The organism is Burkholderia sp. PAMC 26561, assembly GCF_001557535.2.
Classification (GTDB): Bacteria; Pseudomonadota; Gammaproteobacteria; order Burkholderiales; family Burkholderiaceae; genus Caballeronia.
Map to the genome: position 1 here is coordinate 442,363 of NZ_CP014307.1, position 19,079 is coordinate 461,441.

Annotated in this window: 20 protein-coding genes; 14 read left to right on the forward strand and 6 right to left on the reverse strand. The window is 61.1% G+C overall.

The window, feature by feature from the left end:
* Positions 1–133: 133 nt before the first annotated feature.
* Positions 134–1,024 (reverse strand): 3-hydroxyisobutyrate dehydrogenase, encoded by an 891-nt coding sequence (gene mmsB / locus AXG89_RS17665; protein WP_062171288.1) that lies wholly within the window; start codon positions 1,022–1,024, stop codon positions 134–136.
* A 37-nt stretch (positions 1,025–1,061) separates the two neighbouring features.
* Positions 1,062–2,603, reverse strand: a complete 1,542-nt coding sequence (locus AXG89_RS17670) for a CoA-acylating methylmalonate-semialdehyde dehydrogenase (RefSeq protein ID WP_062171290.1) — start codon at positions 2,601–2,603, stop codon at positions 1,062–1,064.
* A gap of 165 nt (positions 2,604–2,768) precedes the next feature.
* Between AXG89_RS17670 and AXG89_RS17675 the strand changes: the two genes are divergently transcribed.
* From AXG89_RS17675 to infA, 7 genes are all read left to right on the forward strand, one after another.
* A complete protein-coding gene (locus AXG89_RS17675; protein ID WP_062171292.1) occupies positions 2,769–3,740 on the forward strand; it encodes a LysR family transcriptional regulator in 972 nt (323 codons plus the stop codon).
* Between the two features lie 217 nt (positions 3,741–3,957).
* Complete coding sequence (locus AXG89_RS17680) at positions 3,958–5,043, forward strand: M23 family metallopeptidase (RefSeq protein WP_062171294.1); 1,086 nt, start codon at positions 3,958–3,960, stop codon at positions 5,041–5,043.
* Complete coding sequence (locus AXG89_RS17685; RefSeq protein WP_062003181.1) at positions 5,030–5,407, forward strand: hypothetical protein; 378 nt, start codon at positions 5,030–5,032, stop codon at positions 5,405–5,407. Before AXG89_RS17680 ends, AXG89_RS17685 begins: the two co-directional genes overlap by 14 nt.
* An 88-nt stretch (positions 5,408–5,495) precedes the next feature.
* Positions 5,496–5,927, forward strand: coding sequence for a bactofilin family protein (locus AXG89_RS17690; RefSeq protein ID WP_062171296.1), 432 nt, complete (start codon positions 5,496–5,498; stop codon positions 5,925–5,927).
* A 176-nt stretch (positions 5,928–6,103) separates the two neighbouring features.
* A complete protein-coding gene (gene corA / locus AXG89_RS17695; RefSeq protein WP_062003183.1) occupies positions 6,104–7,081 on the forward strand; it encodes a magnesium/cobalt transporter CorA in 978 nt (325 codons plus the stop codon).
* A 601-nt stretch (positions 7,082–7,682) separates the two neighbouring features.
* A complete protein-coding gene (locus AXG89_RS17700) occupies positions 7,683–7,973 on the forward strand; it encodes a hypothetical protein (RefSeq protein WP_172812043.1) in 291 nt (96 codons plus the stop codon).
* Between the two features lie 90 nt (positions 7,974–8,063).
* Positions 8,064–8,333, forward strand: a complete 270-nt coding sequence (gene infA / locus AXG89_RS17705) for a translation initiation factor IF-1 (protein ID WP_050382773.1) — start codon at positions 8,064–8,066, stop codon at positions 8,331–8,333.
* Positions 8,334–8,479: 146 nt separating this feature from the next.
* Here the strand turns inward: infA and AXG89_RS17710 are convergent, their stop codons facing one another.
* From AXG89_RS17710 to zwf, 3 genes are read right to left on the reverse strand one after another with little or no spacing between them, the layout of a single operon-like run.
* Positions 8,480–9,373, reverse strand: coding sequence for a Cof-type HAD-IIB family hydrolase (locus AXG89_RS17710; protein WP_062171298.1), 894 nt, complete (start codon positions 9,371–9,373; stop codon positions 8,480–8,482).
* A complete protein-coding gene (locus AXG89_RS17715) occupies positions 9,370–10,194 on the reverse strand; it encodes an ROK family protein (RefSeq protein WP_082771496.1) in 825 nt (274 codons plus the stop codon). The genes AXG89_RS17710 and AXG89_RS17715 overlap by 4 nt, the downstream gene beginning before the upstream one ends.
* Positions 10,195–10,205: 11 nt before the next feature.
* Positions 10,206–11,759, reverse strand: a complete 1,554-nt coding sequence (zwf, locus tag AXG89_RS17720; protein ID WP_062003186.1) for a glucose-6-phosphate dehydrogenase — start codon at positions 11,757–11,759, stop codon at positions 10,206–10,208.
* A 207-nt stretch (positions 11,760–11,966) separates the two neighbouring features.
* On the opposite strand from zwf, the gene AXG89_RS17725 reads away from it, so the two are divergent.
* From AXG89_RS17725 to AXG89_RS17745, 5 genes are all read left to right on the forward strand, one after another.
* Positions 11,967–12,806, forward strand: a complete 840-nt coding sequence (locus AXG89_RS17725; protein ID WP_062171299.1) for an arylamine N-acetyltransferase family protein — start codon at positions 11,967–11,969, stop codon at positions 12,804–12,806.
* Positions 12,807–12,830: 24 nt separating this feature from the next.
* Complete coding sequence (locus AXG89_RS17730) at positions 12,831–14,534, forward strand: peptidoglycan D,D-transpeptidase FtsI family protein (protein ID WP_062171302.1); 1,704 nt, start codon at positions 12,831–12,833, stop codon at positions 14,532–14,534.
* Between the two features lie 87 nt (positions 14,535–14,621).
* Positions 14,622–14,969, forward strand: a complete 348-nt coding sequence (locus AXG89_RS17735) for a hypothetical protein (RefSeq protein ID WP_062003713.1) — start codon at positions 14,622–14,624, stop codon at positions 14,967–14,969.
* A gap of 45 nt (positions 14,970–15,014) precedes the next feature.
* On the forward strand, positions 15,015–15,293 hold the full coding sequence (locus tag AXG89_RS17740) for a hypothetical protein (protein ID WP_062171304.1): 279 nt from the start codon (positions 15,015–15,017) through the stop codon (positions 15,291–15,293).
* A 302-nt stretch (positions 15,294–15,595) separates the two neighbouring features.
* On the forward strand, positions 15,596–15,904 hold the full coding sequence (locus tag AXG89_RS17745; RefSeq protein ID WP_062172566.1) for a hypothetical protein: 309 nt from the start codon (positions 15,596–15,598) through the stop codon (positions 15,902–15,904).
* Between the two features lie 109 nt (positions 15,905–16,013).
* On the opposite strand, the gene AXG89_RS17750 is transcribed toward AXG89_RS17745, so the two are convergent.
* Positions 16,014–16,871 (reverse strand): formate/nitrite transporter family protein, encoded by an 858-nt coding sequence (locus AXG89_RS17750; protein WP_062003191.1) that lies wholly within the window; start codon positions 16,869–16,871, stop codon positions 16,014–16,016.
* 274 nt (positions 16,872–17,145) lie between these two features.
* On the opposite strand from AXG89_RS17750, the gene AXG89_RS17755 reads away from it, so the two are divergent.
* On the forward strand, positions 17,146–18,162 hold the full coding sequence (locus AXG89_RS17755; protein WP_062171306.1) for a fatty acid desaturase: 1,017 nt from the start codon (positions 17,146–17,148) through the stop codon (positions 18,160–18,162).
* Between the two features lie 16 nt (positions 18,163–18,178).
* Positions 18,179–18,991, forward strand: coding sequence for a phosphate/phosphite/phosphonate ABC transporter substrate-binding protein (locus AXG89_RS17760; RefSeq protein WP_062171308.1), 813 nt, complete (start codon positions 18,179–18,181; stop codon positions 18,989–18,991).
* Positions 18,992–19,079 lie beyond the last annotated feature (88 nt).

Sequence of the window (19,079 nt, forward strand, 5' to 3'; positions counted from 1 at the left end):
AGAATAGGCCAATTTCAGACGAAGCGAATCATCGTATTCCCCATGTCCCTGTCCCATATGACGCGGACGTTCGACATGTTGCAACGCAGCTTAATAAAGCACCTACAGACGTATTTTCACTATTGCGGTTTATTCAGGCATCCTCGTTACTGTACAGCTTGATGATCGCGGAGAAGTCCAGCCCGCCCAAGCCCTGCATGCTCATCGATTGATAAAGCTGTTGTGCAAGCGCGCCAAGCAGGATCGGTTGCTTCACCTGACGCGCTGCATCAACGGCGAGTCCCAGATCCTTGAGCATCAGGTCTGCGCCAAATCCCCCGGTATACCCGCGTGAAGAGGGCGCGTTCGGCAGCACGTTAGGGTAGGGATTACACGTATCGGCGCTCCAGCAACGACCTGTCGATGTGTTGATGATCCCGGCAAGCTTGTTCGGATCGATTCCGAGCGAAGCGCCCAGCTTCATGGCTTCGGCCACGCCGATCATCGAAATGCCTAGCAGGAGGTTGTTGCAGATTTTCGCGATCTGGCCGGTGCCGGTGTCACCGCACTGCACCATGTTCTTGCCCATCCCCGCGAGCACCGGCTTGAGCGTTTCGAACAACTCAGCATTTGCACCGACCATGAACGTCAGCGTACCGGCCTGGGCGCCCACCGTGCCGCCGGACACGGGGGCATCGGCGAACGGGTTGCCATGTTTTGCCGCGCTCTCACTAATCGACCGGGCGGTCGCCGGATCGATCGTGCTGCTGTCCACCAGCGGCACGCCTGCGCGCACGCCCGCGAGCACGCCGTCGTCGTTTAGATAGACCGCCCTGACGTGCGCGGCCGCGGGCAGCATGGTGATCACCACCTCGGCCTCGCGCACCGCTTCACGAGGCGATACGGCAGTCCGCGCGCCGGCGTCGACGGCTGCCTGCAAGGCCGTCTTCGATAAATCGAACACCGTCAGCGAATGTCCCGCCTTCAGCAAGTTGGCGGCCATGGGGCCACCCATGTTGCCGAGCCCGATAAAACCGATTTCCATGGCGTATCTCCTGGTTATTGTTCTGTGCGGAAAATGCTTAGCGAAGCGAAATAGTTGTGTTCACACCGTCGTTGACCGTGGCGTCGTCGAACCAGCGCGATGTGATCGTTTTCGTCTGCGTGTAGAACTGCACGACCTGCTTGCCGTACGGGCCGAGATCGCCGAGTTTCGATCCGCGCGAACCGGTGAAACTGAAGTACGGGACCGGAACGGGAATCGGGATATTGATGCCGACCTGGCCCACGTCGATCTCGCTCTGGAACTTGCGCGCCGCCGCGCCGCTTTGCGTGAAGAGGCCAACGCCGTTACCCATGGGATTGCGGTTGACGAGGGCGATGGCGTCATCGAGCGTGGCTGCTTCCAGCACGCAGATCACCGGGCCGAAGATCTCCTGCTTGTAGACGGTCATCTCGGTGGTGACATCGGAGAAGATCGTCGGGCCGATGAAGTTACCCTTCTCATAGCCCTTCACTTCCACGCCGCGGCCGTCGAGCGAAAGCGTTGCGCCCTCGCCCACACCTGCTTCGATCAAACCGATAATGCGCTCCTTCGCCGCACGCGAAACAACGGGCCCGACATCCGTATTCGCCTCCGTGCCGCCGTTGATAGACAATCCGCGCGCACGCTCGACCAGATCCGGCAACCAGTCCTTCGACGCCCCCACGAACACCACGACGGACGTCGCCATGCAGCGTTGCCCTGCCGCGCCGAACCCGGCGCCCGCAAGTGCGTTGAGGGTCTGCTCCTTGTTTGCATCGGGCAGGACGACGGCGTGATTCTTCGCGCCCATCATGGCCTGCACGCGCTTGCCATGCTGGCTGCCCAGGTTGTACACGTGCGTACCCACATGCGTCGATCCGACGAACGATATGGCCCGGATGTCGGGATGCGTGCAGATGGCATCGACCACATCCTTGCCGCCGTGGACCACGTTCAAGACGCCCGCCGGAACGCCGGCTTCGAGCGCGAGTTCGACGAGTTCCATGGTCGACAACGGGTCCTGTTCCGATGGCTTCAGCACGAACGTATTGCCGCAGACGATCGCCATCGGGAACATCCAGAGCGGGATCATGGCGGGGAAGTTGAACGGCGTGATGCCGGCGCAGACGCCTATCGGCTGGCGCAGCGTGTAGGTATCCACGCCGCCCGCGACGTTCTCCGAGAATTCCCCTTGCTGCAACGTGCCGATGGAACAAGCATGCTCCACGACTTCGAGCCCGCGGAAGATATCGCCTTCGGCATCCGCCAGCGTCTTGCCTTGCTCGGCCGTCAGCGTCTGCGCGATGCGTTTCATGTTCTGGCGCACGAGGTCCTGGAACTTGAGCATCACGCGCATGCGCACGCCAAGCGATGTCAGCCGCCACGTCCTGAACGCATTCGCCGCCGATGCCACTGCGGCATCGACTTCGTCTTTCGTCGCGAACGGTACGCGTCCGACCACTTCCTGCGTGGCGGGATTGACGATGTCGCGCCATTCCTTCGTAGTCGATTCCACGAACTTGCCATCGATCAGCAATTTGGCCGTGCGTACGGAAGCGGTGTGTTCGGCGAGCGCCGGGCGGTCAGCAGCGGTATTCATGTGGGAGTCTCCTGAAGGAAGGGGCAAGCAAGCGGAAGACGCGGACCATTGCTACGGGAAAACCCGCGCGAGGTCGCCAAGGGAAATGTCGTCTCCGTTTATTTGAATAACGTCAGTATAGTTATGCAAATCTCTCTAAAGTATCGATAGAAACACCCATCCGATATGCAAAAAAGCACGCCATCGACCGCACACAACCTGCATAACCTGAACTGGGACGACCTGCGTTACTTCCTCGAAGTCGCGCGGACGCAGCGGGCGAGCGGCGCGGCGAAGCGTCTTGGCGTGGACTACACGACCGTCGCGCGCCGCGTCCGTGCGCTCGAAGACGCATTGGGCACCCTACTCTTCGATAAATCCCGCAGCGGCGGATTCGTCCTCACTGCGGAAGGCCAGCGCCTGCTTGCCTACGTCGATGCCATGGAAACCACGGTCCAGTCCGCGACGGAACACATCGCGAACTCGGGGCACGCGTTGTCCGGCCACGTGCGCGTGGGATGCACCGAAGGCTTCGGCTGCTTTTTTCTCGCGCCGCAACTCGCGCGCTTTCAGGACACGCACAGGCAGATCTCCATCGACCTGTTGCCGGTCCCGCATTTCGTGAGCTTGTCCAAACGCGAAGCGGATATCGCGGTGACGCTCGAGCGCCCCGAACACGGGCAGACCGTCTACACGAAACTCTGCGACTACCGCTTGCGTCTCTACGCCACGCGCGAATATCTCGCACAGCATGAGCCTGTGCATCGAGTCGAAGATCTGAGGACGCACCGCTTCGCAAGCTACATCGACGACCTCGCTTTCAGCTACGAACTCCTCTATCTCGATCGTGCCATTCCGGGTGCGGTTTCCAACTGGCGCAGCACCAGCGTGATCGCGCAATATCACGCTGCATTGCAGGGTCGCGCGCTCGCCATCCTGCCGTGTTTCATGGCCGCACAGGACCCGCGTCTCGAACCGGTACTCGCCGATGACATCGTCGTCACGCGTGCGTTTTATCTTTCCTGCCGCGAGGATTTGCGCAAACTGAAACGCATCACGGCAGTGTGGGATTTCCTGCGCACAGTGGCCGAATTGAACCGTCCGCTGCTCATGGGCGAAGCCCGTGAAATGCTGTGGAGCGAAACGGCGCAGCCCTGAATTTCGCGTTTATTCAGCAACCCTTATATATGAGATACGCATTTGGATAGTTGGCGCATAATCGTCCGCCCATAAGGCCTCTCGCCGTAGCCCCGCTGCGGCGTTTTCACATGGACGTGACTTTCATTTATCTCAATTTCAACCGTCGAACACGCGCCAGTGTTTCTGTTTTGGTGAACGTTATTTTGCCTTTGCGCGCGTCGCGCCCGGTGCACTGATGGCGTTCGTCATCTGGTCGCGAAGGACCATGTCGAACCAGCGTGTCCGGTTCGTCGAAGCGCGCACGGTCCGCACAATGGTGATCATCGCCGTCATTGCAATGGTTCTCGCTGCGCTCGCGCTTGGCATTGCAATTGGCGCAGCAATGGGCAACACGCATGCAGCCGGAGAAAAAGCGCAGGCCGAGCGCCGCTCCTACGAAATCGATGAGCTCGGCAAGATCAGTGCAACGCTCATTCATCTCGAACCGCGCGTGGGACAACTCGTTACGCAAGTCAACGAACTGCAGGACTTCGAAGCGCAGTTGAAGGCATCGCGGCGCGCGGCCGATCGTCCGGATATCCACAACGTGCCGCCGCTGCCCGACAACGACGACGAATCGCCGCTCGACAGCGCCGGTGGTCCGTTATTGCCCCCACGACGTCCGAAAGACAGCGCCGCGACGAACACCCGACGCCCGGCGTCACCGCCCGCGCAGGCGAGTGCAACCGACGCCGCCGAGGGCGGTCCGGCACTCCCCGCAAGGCTCTGCGATGCCCAGCGCGCCACGCAGACCGGTTCGGCGCCGCAGCGCCTGCGCCGCACGCAGAACGCACTCGATTGCCTCGATACAACCCTCAACCAGCTCGACAATGCCGTCCTCGCGCACTACGCCTCGTACATGGCGTTTCCCGGCCGGCAACCCGCGCCGGGGGCACGCTTTGGCTCGCCGTTCGGCAACCGCATCGATCCGTTCAACCAGCATCTGAGTTTTCATCCAGGCATGGATCTCGTCGCGCCGTCAGGCACGCCCATCTTCGCAAGCGCGGGCGGCCGCGTGATCCAGGCGGGACCGCACGGCGGATACGGCAATGCAATCGATATCCAGCACAGCACCGGCATGGTGACGCGCTACGGTCATACGTCGAAGATCTTCGTGAAGGTCGGCGACCTCGTGATGCCCGGCCAGAAGATCGGCGAAATCGGTTCCACCGGCCGCTCGACCGGACCGCACTTGCATTTCGAGGTGATCGTCGACGGAACGCAGGTCAATCCCAAGCACTATCTCGCGCTCTTCAAGCCGACTTCCCATGCCGCAAGCTGACAAACGCCGGGCGACGCATCGCCTCACGCGCCGCACCTACTCGCTGACTTCGCGCCGGGGCCCGAGCTGGGCCATGATCATGCTCGGCCTGCTTGCTGCCGCGTGCGCCGCCGCAGCGCTCGCGGCAGCAGGCTTTGCGCTCGTGACATCGCGGGAAAACAGCAAGAAAGCCGATGCCTTGTGCGCACCGCCCATGTCCGAGCGTGAAATTCGCGAACAGCTCGCAAAGGCGCAGATCGCGCTCGATCACGAGGTCGCGACGCGGCTCGTGCTGCAGCAGCAGGCAACCGACAGTGCGGCCGAAATGCATCAGATGCGCACTGATCTCGCGTTCATCAAACGCCAGCGCGACAAATCCAACTAACGCAGCATCCAGGGCTTCCAGGCGCCGGCCACGCGCCTTGCACGCGGCCAGTATCGAAATCGCAATCCAGACCAGAAAGGGGTCATCCATGTTCAAAGCAAAAAAAACCACCGGCGTCGGCCAGGCCAAGCTTGCCACGCTGATCGCACACGATGTCCAGATCGCCGGCAATCTCGAATTCAGTGACGGGCTGCGCATGGACGGACATGTCAAGGGCAACGTGACCGGGCGTCCAGGCGAGCAGACATTGCTGGTCGTCAGCGACCAGGGATCGATCACGGGCAATGTCGTGGCCTATGACATCGTGATCAACGGGACCATCAATGGCGATGTGACCGTCGAGCATTTCGTGGAACTGCAATCGAACGCGCACGTGAACGGCAACATCTATTACCAGCAACTGCGCATGGATGTCGGCGCGTCGGTGGAAGGCAAGCTCACGAAGCGTGACAACACACTGGCGCCGGTCGAGACGCCCCGGCTAAGTTCCGAGATGGCATCGGATTATTCGAACAGTTAGGCTTCACCTCGTGGCCGGCGCCGCCCGCCGGCCACCCGATGCGCGCCCTCGCCTTGGGCAGATTCGCAAATCCGCTAAGATTCACGGAAGTTCCGGCGGACGGCCTCACCACGCATCCAGTATCAGTGCGGGGTGGGCCGCGCCGGTTTCATTACCGTGTAAGAAGGGCGGACTACATGCTGGTCAATTGCGCGGCCTATCAAGATGGCCGCAAGCTCGCCGATGTCCCCATCGACGATATCTCCGCCTATCGGGATGTTCCCGACTGCTTCGTGTGGGTCGCCTTGAAAGACCCGGGTCCCGGCGAACTCGCGCACATGACGCACCAGTTCGGGCTGCATGAACTCGCGGTGGAAGATGCCCAGCACGGCCACCAGCGTCCGAAGATCGAGGAATACACGGATTCGCTGTTTTGCGTGCTCCACACGGTCGAACTCGACGCCGAGGACGAACTCGTGGTCGGCGAGATCAATGTGTTCGTGGGCCAGAACTACGTGCTCTCGGTGCGCAACCGGACCAGCCAGGGTTTCCAGGAAGTGCGCACGCGCTGCGAGCGCGAGCCGCATCTGCTCAAGCACGGCCCGGCGTTCGTGATGTACGCCCTGATCGATAACGTCGTCGACCGCTATTTCCCCATCCTGGAAGCGCTCGGATCGGAACTCGATGAACTCGAGGAGCGCATTTTCGAGCGCAATGGCTCGGCGGCGTCGCGGGTGATCATCGAAGACCTGTATTCGTTGAAGCGCCGTCTCGTCTTGCTGCAGCATCACACGGCGCCGTTGCTGGAGGCGGTCAGCAAACTCTATGGCGGCCGCGCGCCGGGCGTCTGCGACGGCATGCAGGACTATTTCCGCGATGTCTACGACCATCTGCAGCGCATTGTGAAGACCATCGAGGGACGCCGGGAAATGGTCGTCACCGCCATTCAGGTCAATCTGGGGCTGATTTCGCTGGCGGAAAGCGAGGTGACCAAACGTTTGGGGTCATTTGCTGCGCTTTTTGCGGTCCCGACCATGATTGCCGGCATCTACGGCATGAATTTCCACAAGATTCCGGAACTGGACTGGGCGTATGGCTATCCGGCGTGCATCACCGTGATGCTGCTGGTCGACATCTTCCTTTGCTGGCGGTTCCGCAAGGCGGGCTGGCTATGACGGTATAATGGATCTTTCGATGCTGCCGGAAAGCAGCGGGGCGGCGGGCGCGAATGAGCAGCATTGCTCCGAAAGCGGACGAGTGCTCAGGTCTGAGGCCACGTCAGCATTGCAGCATCGAGAGGCGGGGCCTCCGGCGACAGCAGAACTTTTTTCTGATTTGCTGTCTAATATTACACAGTGCGCCTTGGCGCAGCGTGTTCGCCACGGCAGCAGCGATCCACCCGGCATTTCAGCGCAAGTTCTGGTTGAGTGTCATCGCCCCGGCAGTGCAGGCTTCGCATCGAACGCGGCCAGGCACTCGTCTTCAGAGTCGTCTTCAAAGTTTAAACAGCAGCGACGTCGGCGGATGGCTTAGTCCATGCGTTATATCGTGTATGACTCACGGTATTGCGCGCTTTACCCCGGCGTTCTTCGACACCTACAGCCCGGCGAACGGCTGCACCCCGAGTGCGCCGTGCGCTATTTTTTGCTCGAAACCGCTGATCGACCGCGAGCGCCGAGGCGCCCGGACTGGCCGTCGGCGGGGTTGTGACGCATCGAATGCACTATTTCGATGCCCGGGCGGGCGCAATACAGGAATTCACGAAACATGAAAGAACTGGTCAAGCCGCTTAAGACGTACAAGGGTTACGAGATTCACCCGCTGATCTACCCGCGCGGAGCACGTCAAGGCGCAGCGGTTCGTGCAGCGGATACCGGTTACGAAGCATCGGTGCGTATCTGCCGCGCGCCGCCGGCTGGTGAGGAAGCCACGGGCGAAAGCCGCGTGTTCCGTATCGAGCAGGACGGAAGTTTCGAAAATGGCGGACAGGCGCGGCGGGCCTGCTTGTTGCATGCGGAAAAGCTGATCGACGGTCAGATCGACGGGCAGTCTGTTGCAGATCTGTGACTATCGGTGATTGATATCCGATAAAAGGCATCGCGGTTGCATGCTGGTCTCGCATACAATCGCATCGAACGACGAATTAAGGAGCTTTATATGGCGAAAGAAGAGTTACTCGAGCTGGACGGCATTGTTGACGAAGTGCTTCCCGATAGCCGCTACCGCGTGACGCTGGATAACGGCGTGGTCGTGGGCGCGTATGCATCGGGCCGCATGCGCAAGAATCACATCCGGATTCTTGCTGGTGACCGCGTGACGCTGGAATTGTCGGTGTATGACCTGACGAAAGGCCGGATCAACTTCCGGCACAAGGACGAGCGCGCTACCGGCGGCGGTGGACCGCGTCCGCAAATGCGTCGCCGTTAAGACCGGATGTCCGTATAGGGCACGCGTCAATGCGCGCCGTGGGCAACAGGTAACAACGCAGCAACGCCGAGAGCCAGGCTTCGTCGGCGCCGCCGCTGGATGCTGTCAGTCAGCATCGCATGGCGCCGATGTCGCTCTCCCGTCTGTCAAAAAACTTTTCCCCCTTTCCGGGCCGCGAGCAATCCGTTCACGCCCGCTGCAAAGCCGTTTTCGTCATTTGTCGACGATACGAAGGTAGCACTTGCCTGTACCTGCGCCGACGCCTGCCCCATCACAATCGACACGCCCGCAACATCGAACATGGCGACGTCGTTCTGCATATCCCCCAGAACCGCCACGTTTTCCAGCGCCACGCCGGCAAGCTGCGCAAGTTCCCGGATGCCTTCACCTTTGTTGGCGAGCGGATGCGTGATGTCGAGGTAATAGCTTTGCGAACGCATGGCAGTGGCCTGGCCCTTCAACGTGCCTGCAAACTCAGCTTCCTTGCGTTCGAGCAAATCCGCGTTACTGGTCGACGCCACGATCTTCTCGACCGAACCCAGGTCGATGTCCTCGAACCGCTTCACCACCACCGCGTCGTATCCCACGGTCCGGCGCTCGAGCGGCACGTACTCGCCGGCGGGATTCGTGATGTACCACTGGTCGTCGATAAACACCCACGCATCGATCCCGTCGCGCGCCAGGCTTTCCAGCGCGGTTTCGGCGGCATCACGCGCGAGCCAATGCGCGTTCATGGTCTTCCAGCCGGCGGGGTCCACAAGTTTGCCGCCGTTGAACGCGGCAAACGGCGTCTTGATACCGAGCGTATCCACGATCGTGCGCATGCCCTTGCCCGGCCGGCTGCTCGCAACCGTAAAGCGCACGCCCGCGGCGCTCAGGTTGCGCACGGCTTCCTTTGCGGGCTCGCCGAGAGTTTTATCGGTGTAGAGCAGCGTGCCGTCGCAATCGGTGATCACAAGTTCGACCTTCGATAACGCCTCCAGCGCGCGATCGGAGTCGTCCTGTGAGCGTTTGGTCAGCTTCAAACCCTTGGGCATCATTCGAATGTCCCCGGCGGCAATTGCCGCGTTTCGCGTACCGAACGCGGATGCCAGAGACGCGCGCCGCCTTCGATGCCCGCTTCGTTCGACACCACCTTCACGTTATCCGGCAAATCGAACTTGAGATTGGCCGCGTTGCCGCCGCCGATCCAGAGGCGGTCGTAGTTCACGAGCGAACTCAGGATGCCGATGACCTTTTCCACACGACGGTTCCAGCGCTTGTTACCCGCCTTGTCGCGCGCGGCATTACCGAGATATTCGTCGTACGTCTTGTTCTTGCTGACCGGATGATGCGCGAGTTCCAGATGCGGCATCAGCTCGCCATCGCGGAAAAGCGCGGTGCCGGCGCCTGTACCGAGCGTCAGCACGAGTTCGATCCCCTTTCCTTCGATAGCCGCCAATCCCTGCATCTCGGCGTCGTTGATGATGCGCACCGGCAAGTGGTGGCCGAGCTGATCCGAAAGCATTTGCGCGAGCGGGATGTTGCGCCAGCTTTCATTGCCGAGGTTCGGCGCGGTCAGCACATGGTTGTCGCGCACCACACCAGGAAAGCCGATCGAGATATGCGTCGCCGGCAACGGCTGCATCAACGGCTCGACCAGCTTGACCAGCGTGTCCACCAGCAACTCAGGCGGGCACGGATGCGGCGTCGCGACCTTCAGGCGCTCGGTCTTCATGGTCCCGTCCGCGTCGATGATGGCCGCTTTCAGGCCCGTCCCGCCGACATCGATGGCAAGGATTCTTTCGAGGTGAGTTCGGTCTTTCGTGGCACTGCGTTTCGCCGGTGTGCTTGCCGCTGCCTTTTTTGCTGCTGTCCCCATCAGGTTTCTCCTCAGTTCTTGTCGTTGTGACCGGCGTTTTTCGTATGTTCGTCGCCAAGCGGACGCCATGCGCGGCCATCAGCCTGCAGCAGTGCGTCGGCTTCCTTTGGGCCGGCGCTTCCCGCCTCGTAGCCATGAACCGGCAACGGACCGCCTTCGGGATGCAGAACCGCGTCGACCGCCGCCCAGCTCGTCTCGATGCTGTCCGCGCGCTGGAACAGCGTTTCGTCGCCGAGCATGCAGTCGTACAGCAGCGTTTCGTAGCCTACGTTCGGTTTTTCATCGAAGAAATCGCCGTATTTGAACGACGACTGCACCGCCCCGACCTGCATCACCGGACCCGGCACCTTGACGTTGAAGTCGAAGGTCGTACCGTGTTGCGGGTCGATGCGCAATGTCAGCACGTTCGGCACGAGCGTATCGACGGGTGTGTCGCGAAACAGCAGGAACGGCACGGCTTTCAGTTGAATCGATATCTCCGTGCGCCGCGCCGTCATGCGCTTGCCCGTGCGCAGGTAGAACGGTACACCGGCCCAGCGCCAGTTCTCGACATACACCCGCGCCGCCGCGTACGTTTCCGTCTGGCTGTCAGGCGCAACGTCCTTTTCCTCGCGATAACCCGGCATGCTCGCGGACTTCTCGTATTGTCCGAGCACCACGTCGCCGGCTTTCAGCGGCTGGATGGCGTCGAAGATCTCGGCTTTCTTGTCGCGGACGGCCTCGGCGTCGAAGGAATTCGGCGGTTCCATGGCGACCATGCCGAGCAACTGGAACAGGTGGTTAGGAACCATGTCGCGAAATGCGCCGGTTTGCTCGTAGAATCCGCCACGCCCTTCCACGCCGATGGTTTCCGCCGCCGTAATCTGCACGTGATCGATATATTCACGCCGGAAGATCGGCTCGAACAACGCGTTGGCAAAGCGCACGGCAAGAATGCTCTGAACGGTGTCCTTGCCGAGAAAGTGATCAATGCGATAGATCTGATTTTCCCCGGCGAACTTGAGAATGCTCTCATTCAAGTCTTTCGCCGATGCGTAGTCATGCCCAAACGGCTTTTCAATGACCACGCGCCGGAACGCTTGATCGTTTTCTTTCAGTAATCCTGCTTTGCCGAGCCGCTCGACAATGGGCTTGAAGAAGCGTGAGCTGACGGCGAGATAAAAAATGACATTTCCACTTTCACCCAAAGTCTGCTTTAGCTTGTTGAATACGTCATCCGTTTCGAACTCGCCCGCAACGTACTGCAGGCGGTCGGCAACCCAGTTCCATGCCTTTTCGTCGAGCTGGGATGTATGAAAGGCGCCGGCCTTGTCGGCGGCGAAACTCTTGAGCGATTCGGTGAGCTGGTCACGCCAGGCGCTGGTTTCGAGCTCGCCGTGATTGACACCGATGATCTTCATCTTGTCGTCGAGCAGACCGTCCGACGAGAGGTTGTACAGTGCCGGCATCAAGAGCCGCTTGGTGAGGTCGCCGGCAGCGCCGAAGATCACGAGCGTGCATGGTGGGGCAGGATGTTTGCCGGGAGCCGGCGGGGAGGACGTAGCAGTAGCAAGTGGGGTCGACATAGGGTTCTTTAAGAGAAGAGTTGAACGCACCGCCTATTAAAGACCATCTTAGTCGTCTCACAGTTCAAAATCGTGACCAATCGGCGAGCTTATGCCCGCCGCCGTATGCAATTTGTAATCAAGACTGGGCTGTGCCGGTAGAATGTCGGCACCTCGCGGCGGCACGCCCGGCCGAGTTTTTCCATCATCAGGGCAGGAGTTCCACACATGATTCAGACAGTCTCGCCGGTGCAGCTCACCGCCTATTTCGACCGCATCGGTTATACCGGCCCGCATGAAGCGAGCGCTGATACGCTGCATGCGCTGCACCGGCTGCACCCGCAGGCCATCCCGTTTGAAAACATCGACACGCTGCTTGGCGTCACGCCGCGGCTCGATCTCGAGTCGGTGTTCGCAAAGCTCGTGAGCGCGCGCCGCGGTGGTTATTGCTATGAACACAACCTGCTGTTTCGCGCAGTGCTGGAGACCATCGGATTCGAGACGACCGGGCTTGCAGCGCGCGTGCTCTGGGCCGATCCGGATGCCATGCTGCCGCGCACGCACATGATGCTGCTCGTGGAAACGCCGGATGAAACCTGGCTCGCCGACGTTGGTTTCGGCAGCATGACGCTCACCGCTCCCCTAGTGTTCGATAACGGCCGTGAACAGGCCACGCCGCACGAGACCTTCCGCCTCGATCTGATCGAGCGCGGCGATTTCAAGCTGCTGGTGAAGCTCGGCGAGACGTGGAAGCCCGTGTACCGGTTCGATCTCGAACCCCAGGTGCCCTCCGACTACGCCATGGCGAACCATTACGTGTCCACCCTCCCCGATTCGATCTTCGTCAATCACCTGATCGTGGCGCGCGTGATCCCGGGGCAACGCCAGACGTTGTTCGACCGGACGGTGACCCGCCGGGGCACGGCTGAAGAGCATCGCGAACTCACGTCGGCCGCCGAGCTGCGCGGCGTGCTGGAAGACACCTTTGGCATCACATTACCGACGGACGCCAAACTTGCAAGCGTGCTCGAGCACCTGGCTGCGCAAGCCGCATCCGCCGCGACCTGACCCATCAAACGAGCCGACCCAAGCATGCGTAAAACCGCCAGGCGCGCTCACGAAGCGTACCGGACGCCCGTGAAGAACGCCGTCCTCGAAAGCCGGCTGCCTCAGTGGCGCTCCACTTTCATCGTCATGCTGATGTTCGCCGCGTTCGCGGCGCTGGCGGCGCGCGCGCTGTGGGTTCAGGTCGTGAACCAGGACTTTTACATCGGTGAGGGACAAAAGCGGTATCAGCGCACACTCGAACTCGCCGCCACGCGCGGGCGAATTGTCGACCGAAACGGCGCGATGCTCGCCGTGAGCCTCGCAACCTATTCCATCTGGGCGACGCCGTCGCGCTTCAGTGCCGAAACCCGGCCGCATGTCGCGCGGCTGCTCGACATGCCCGAAAAGGAACTCGCCCGCCGGCTCGGAACGGAGCGTTCGTTCGTCCTGCTGAAACGTCAGGTCGATGCCGACCAGGCGACGCGCATTGCGGAAACGGGTCTGGCGGGTGTCACGCTCGTCGCAGACACCAAACGCTTTTATCCTGAGGGAGAGTCGGCGGCGCATATCGTCGGTTTCACCGATAACGAGGACCACGGCCAGGAAGGCGTCGAGCTCGCCGCGAACGATCGCCTCACCGGGGAACACGGTCAGCGCGAAGTGATCCGCGACCGGCTGGGCCGCGTTGTATCGGAGATTGGCGAAGCCGAATTACCCGAGAACGGCGAGACCATCCACCTGACCATCGACCGGCGCATCCAGCAGCTCGCGCATACGCAACTGGCAGCGGCGATCAAAAAGCACAAGGCACGCGCGGGCAGCGTGGTCGTGCTGGATGCCAAGAACGGCGAGATCCTCGCGCTCGCCAACTATCCGACCTTCGACCCGAACGATCGCTCGCGCCTGACCGGCGAGCAGTTGCGCAACCGGGCGCTCACCGACACGTTCGAGCCCGGCTCGACCATCAAGCCGCTGGTCGCGGCGCTTGCCATTGATATGGGACAGGTGCGCCCCGATACCCGTATCGATACCTCGCCGGGCACCTTCAAGCTCGGTCCGAACACGATCCACGATACATCGAATCACGGCGTCATTACGGTGTCGGAGGCCGTGCAGATGTCGAGCAATATTGCGTTGACGAAGCTCTCGCTCAAGCTGCCTGCGCAGACGGTTTGGGACAAGTACCGCGAATATGGCATAGGGCAGGCGCCGGAGCTGACGTTCCCCGGTGCGGCGACGGGGCGCTTGCGCGCGTACCAGCGCTGGAGGCCTATCGAGCAGGCGACCATGGCTTACGGCTATGGCCTGTCCTTGTCGCTGTTGCAGATCGCGCAGGTTTATACGGCTTATGCCGGCACCGGTGAATTCCGCCAGTCGACGCTCGTACGCGGCAAAGCGGCACCGGAACCGGTTCAGGTCACCAAGGCCACGACGGCCGCGGCCGTGCGCAACATGCTCGAACTCGCGATGGGGCCCCGTGGCACGGGACGTGCGGCAGCGGTAGAGGGTTATCGGGTGGGCGGCAAGACCGGTACGGCGCGCAAACAGGTCGGGCGAACCTATGCTGCGAACAAGTATCGTGCGTCGTTTGTCGGAATGGCGCCCATGAGCGACCCGCAAGTGATTGTCGCGGTGATGATCGATGAACCGTCGGCAGGCTCGTATTACGGCGGGACCGTGGCAGGGCCGGTGTTTTCAGGCGTTGTCGGTGGAACCATGCAGCTTCTGGGCGTGCCGCCCGACGCCTGATGCGCTTTTACGTAAATCGTAAGGCCGCTGTGATGTAATCGGCATGACAGACCCAGCGTTGCTGTGGCCGAATTTTTGAAGGACACCATGAAAAAGATTGCCTGCGCTCTCGCGCTTCCCTTGTTTTTGCTCCAGGCCTGCGGCCAGTTTCATAATGCCGACGCCGGACAACCCGAAGTCGAAACCGCTACGAACGCATCGGTCACGAGCATCGTCCAGTGCCTGACGGACGAGGCGCAAAAGCACGATGCGAAGTTCAAGAAAACACCGATTCCGCAAGGCACGATGCTCGAATTCGGCGATTCCAATGTGATCAAGGTTCGCTTCGACAACGGCGAGACTTCGTACCGGTTTTATCCGGGCGAACGGCACGTGTCGAACTTGTGGCTCGAAGGCGCGAGCAAGAAATGCGCGCCCGGAACCAACGGTTCCTGATGAGTTCGCCTTTCAAAGCCGGACAGCAAGTCAGACGAGCCGATCGTGCGGTCCACTAAAGCCATCAACGCCGTTGAACGGCTCAAGACACGCTCGGGCAATCCTCAGTACGCCGCGATCAGCCTGAGCGGCGGCCTTTTCTATCTCGTCGACCGCGCGCTCGCCGGCGAGCAAAAACTGTCCTCACCCCTGCCGCTCGACGATTTTGTAGCGTTCGTGAACGCGCTCAAGCCGGAAAAACCACGACGCGTGAGCAAGCTCGACCTTGCGATGGACGAGCAGATCAAACGCAGCGGCAAGCCACGCGACCCAAGCACCGGGTAATCCTTACTACGCGAGCGTCCCATCACGGATACCCTTTACCGCGAAAACGTTTGCGTATTTCATCCGTAAAATTCCCGTGTTCCCCTGCGCACCCAGCGGCGCGCCCAATGTGCGATTCCAGACAGTGCATGGCCGCCACACCGGGCGAGTATGCATCGACGGTCGCATCAAACCGGGGCCGCCCGACGCGCAGATAAGCGCGCAGGCGAAGGGGAAAAAAAGCCGGACGACGCACGACGGGCCTTGTCATCGAAACAGGTGGCAGCGCTCGCGGCAGTACGCCGGCAAAAACGGTGGCGCAGATGAAAAACAAACAGGGTGCAACATCAGGGGGCTTGAAAACATCGTCGCATGCGGACGCGGAACTCCAGCACATTGAACGCGCAATCGGCCAGTTGCGCGCAATGAGCCAGAAGCCGACAGGCGCGATGAATGTGGACTACTGGCGTGAACGGCTTGCTGCGGTAGGCGGTGAACACGTGCTCGTGCCGGCTCAGCGGCAACGTATCGATGCATTGCGCAAGGTTCTCGATTCGTTTTCACAGCCGCCCGGCGGTCCGGTACCCGGGGGCAAGAGATCGACCAACAGGCTTTGGGCGAAAGCGGCGTAATCACGACGCTTTCGCCATCGCGCGCAAAAAGTGCGCTTTCGTTGTTCATATGTTGTTGCTTGCGAACAGCGTGCCCTGGAGGCGTGCCGCTCGCAAGCAGGCAGAAGCATCAGTCGATCTCGGGCGCAATCGCCGCGTGATTGACGATCGCCACAAGCGAGATCCCGCCGATCATATTGCCGATGAACGTCGGCAACAGGAATACGAGCAGGTAATCGCGAATGGTCGCGGCGCCCGTCATGACCGCGTACGACGTTTCCACGGACCCGGCGATCACATGCGACAGCTTACTCACTGCGACCGTGTAGGTGATCAGCAGGATTGTCAGGAAACGGGCGGAGCGCGCGCTCGGCAGCAGCCATACCATCAGCGCGATCAGCCATCCTGCGAAGATCGCGCGGACTACGGTCACGCCGAAGCTGCCGGAGATCGGTAACTGCGCAAGCTTGCCGAGCGACCCGACGACATCGTCAGAGAACACACCGTGGATCTGCAGGATCGCGGCGAAGATGATCGTCCCGATCAGGTTGAACGACAGCACGATCGCCCATAGCCGAAACGTCTTCAACAAGGTCTTCAGATCGCGGCGCGTGAGCACGGGCAATACGGCGCTCAGGGTGCTTTCGGTGAACAATTGCTGGCGTCCGAGAATCACGATCACGAATCCGATCGTGTATCCAAACGATGCCACCAGATCGCGCCAAGGCTCATCGGGTAACGCGCTTAGAAGCGTGGCCTGCGTGAGAAACGAAAATCCTATCGATAACCCCGCCGCAAGCGCCGACCACGCCAGCGCGAAGAAGGTACGGTCCATCGAATTCTCGCCTTCCTCGCGAACGATCTCGTGGATCACGAGCGCGTGCGGGGACGAATGTTCGGCGGCCTGTTCCTTTTCGTCGCTGTCGAGATGGGGAGAGTTCGACCCTGCTTCCTGATTCTTTTGTTCTGCTTCCTGCTTTTGCGGCATCGCGCGCTCCCTGCAGCGGTCGCCGGGCCATGGCCGACGTCGCGCTGTCTTGTCTTGGCCAAGTCCGGACGAACGAGCCACCCCGACCATGGTTGGGGTTGCATCGCACGAGCAGGAAAGATGCCTACTAAATCCTTACACCGTCTGAAATGTGGAGTGCGTCAACAGCGTGATAAACAGATTCATCGCATGGGAACAAGCTTAGCGGAATCGCTTGGTTTGGCCGGCGGCGACGCGACGCTAAGATCGTGGCTCGATCCGTCACCGAATTCCCATGAGTATTTACATCGACGACGCCCAACGCCGCACCATCCATCAGCTTCGCGCTTCGTGGCGCTGGCGCAGCGAATGGCCCACGTGGCTCCTGATCGTGGCCCTGTATGGCGGATGGTTCGGCACGGCGCTCAATGCACGCGCCCTTGGCGTGCCGCTCGCCGTCGGGATCCTTGCGGTGCTTTCCTGCCTTTATCTTTCGTTGCAGCACGAATTGCTGCACGGCCATCCGACCTGCTTTCCGTTGCTCAACGCGTTGTTCGGCATTGCGCCGCTCGCGGTGTGGTTTCCGTACGCGGTGTATCGCGAGTCGCATCTGCGCCATCACGACGACGTTCATCTCACAGATCCCGATCTGGATCCGGAAACCTATTTTGTATCGGCGGAACGCTGGCGCGGCGCGGGGTTCGTCGTGCGTGGCCTGCTCACGTTTCGCAACACGTTCGTTGGACGCATTGTGCTCGCGCCCTGGTTTTCGATTGCATCGACGCTCGGTTCGGCAATGGTCGCAATTGCGCGCGGCAACGCCCGGATGGCTGGCGCATGGGCGCTCCATCTCGTGATGCTCGGTCTGCTTGTCACGTGGCTCGATCGTTATTGCGGCATCAGTCCTCTCGTTTTCGTTTTCGGCGTGGGATACCCGGCGCTGGCCCTGAGCGCAATCCGCTCATTCCAGGAACACCGCGCAGCCGATAACATCAGTGAACGCACCGTCATCAACGAAGCATCGTGGTTCTGGCGGCTGCTGTTCCTGAACAACAACTTCCACTCGGTCCATCATGATCTGCCGGGCGCGCCGTGGTTCGCGTTATCGGCGATCTATCATGACGAACGCGATGCTTACTTGCAGCGAAACGGCGGCTTTATCGTGCGGGGTTATCAGGAATGGATGGTCCGGTACGGCGTAAAACCGGTGGCGCCGGCGCTGCATCCGCTGCACGCCCGCGCCGATCAGATCGCGCTCGCCGAACTCGAAGCTGCCAAGGACGCAAAGTCCGGAGTCGCGCAAGCCGTATAAGGGACAACGAACCTGCATGAAATGGCTTGCGGCTTTACCGATGTACAACGTCACACCAACGCTCGCCGGGGACTGGCGCGTGCTGCTGGAACACGTGCGCAGTCAACTGCGGCCGTGGCTCGACGCTCGCGGCGATACGCTGGAGCTGGTCGATCCCGACACATCGCTGACCGAATTCTGGCTGCGCGACGACGTGCTCCTTACCCAGACCTGCGGTTATCCGCTGATGCACGCGCTTGACGGCCGCGTGCAGCTACTCGCGACCCCGATTTTTTCCATCGATGGCTGCGCGAACGGGGATTATCGAAGCGTGCTGGTCGCGCGCAAGGCGGCGAGCGTGACATCGCTCGAATCCAGTCGAGGCCTGCGCGCCGCCTACAACAGCGACGACTCGAACAGCGGCATGAACCTGCTGCGCCACGCCGTTGCGCCATTCGCGAATGGCCGTGCGTTCTTCTCGTCGCTGGTCGAAACCGGAGGGCATCTGGCGTCGCTCAAAGCGCTTGCCGACGATCGTGCCGACATTGCCGCCATCGACTGCGTGACCTTCGCCTTCGTGCGCGAACATCTTCCAGCACTCGCCGATGGCGTCATCGAGATTGACGTGACGGCCTCGTCGCCGGGCTTGCCGCTGATTGCGTCGAAGAGGGTTCCGGCGGATGGAATCGATGCGCTTCGAACCGCTCTTTCCCGCGCCCTCACCCAGGATGCACCGCTGGCAACGCGCCTCAAGCTCGCCGGCTTCGCGCAGCGCCTGTTGAGCGATTATTCGGCGATCATCGATCTCGAATCCGACGCCGCGAGGCGCGGCTACCCTCGCCTCGCCTGAGGGCGGTCACGGCAGACTTTCAAGACTTTCGGCACAATCGGCATTTAGCCACGCGTTCGCGGTGCGCGTCTACGGTGTGTTTTCGTCC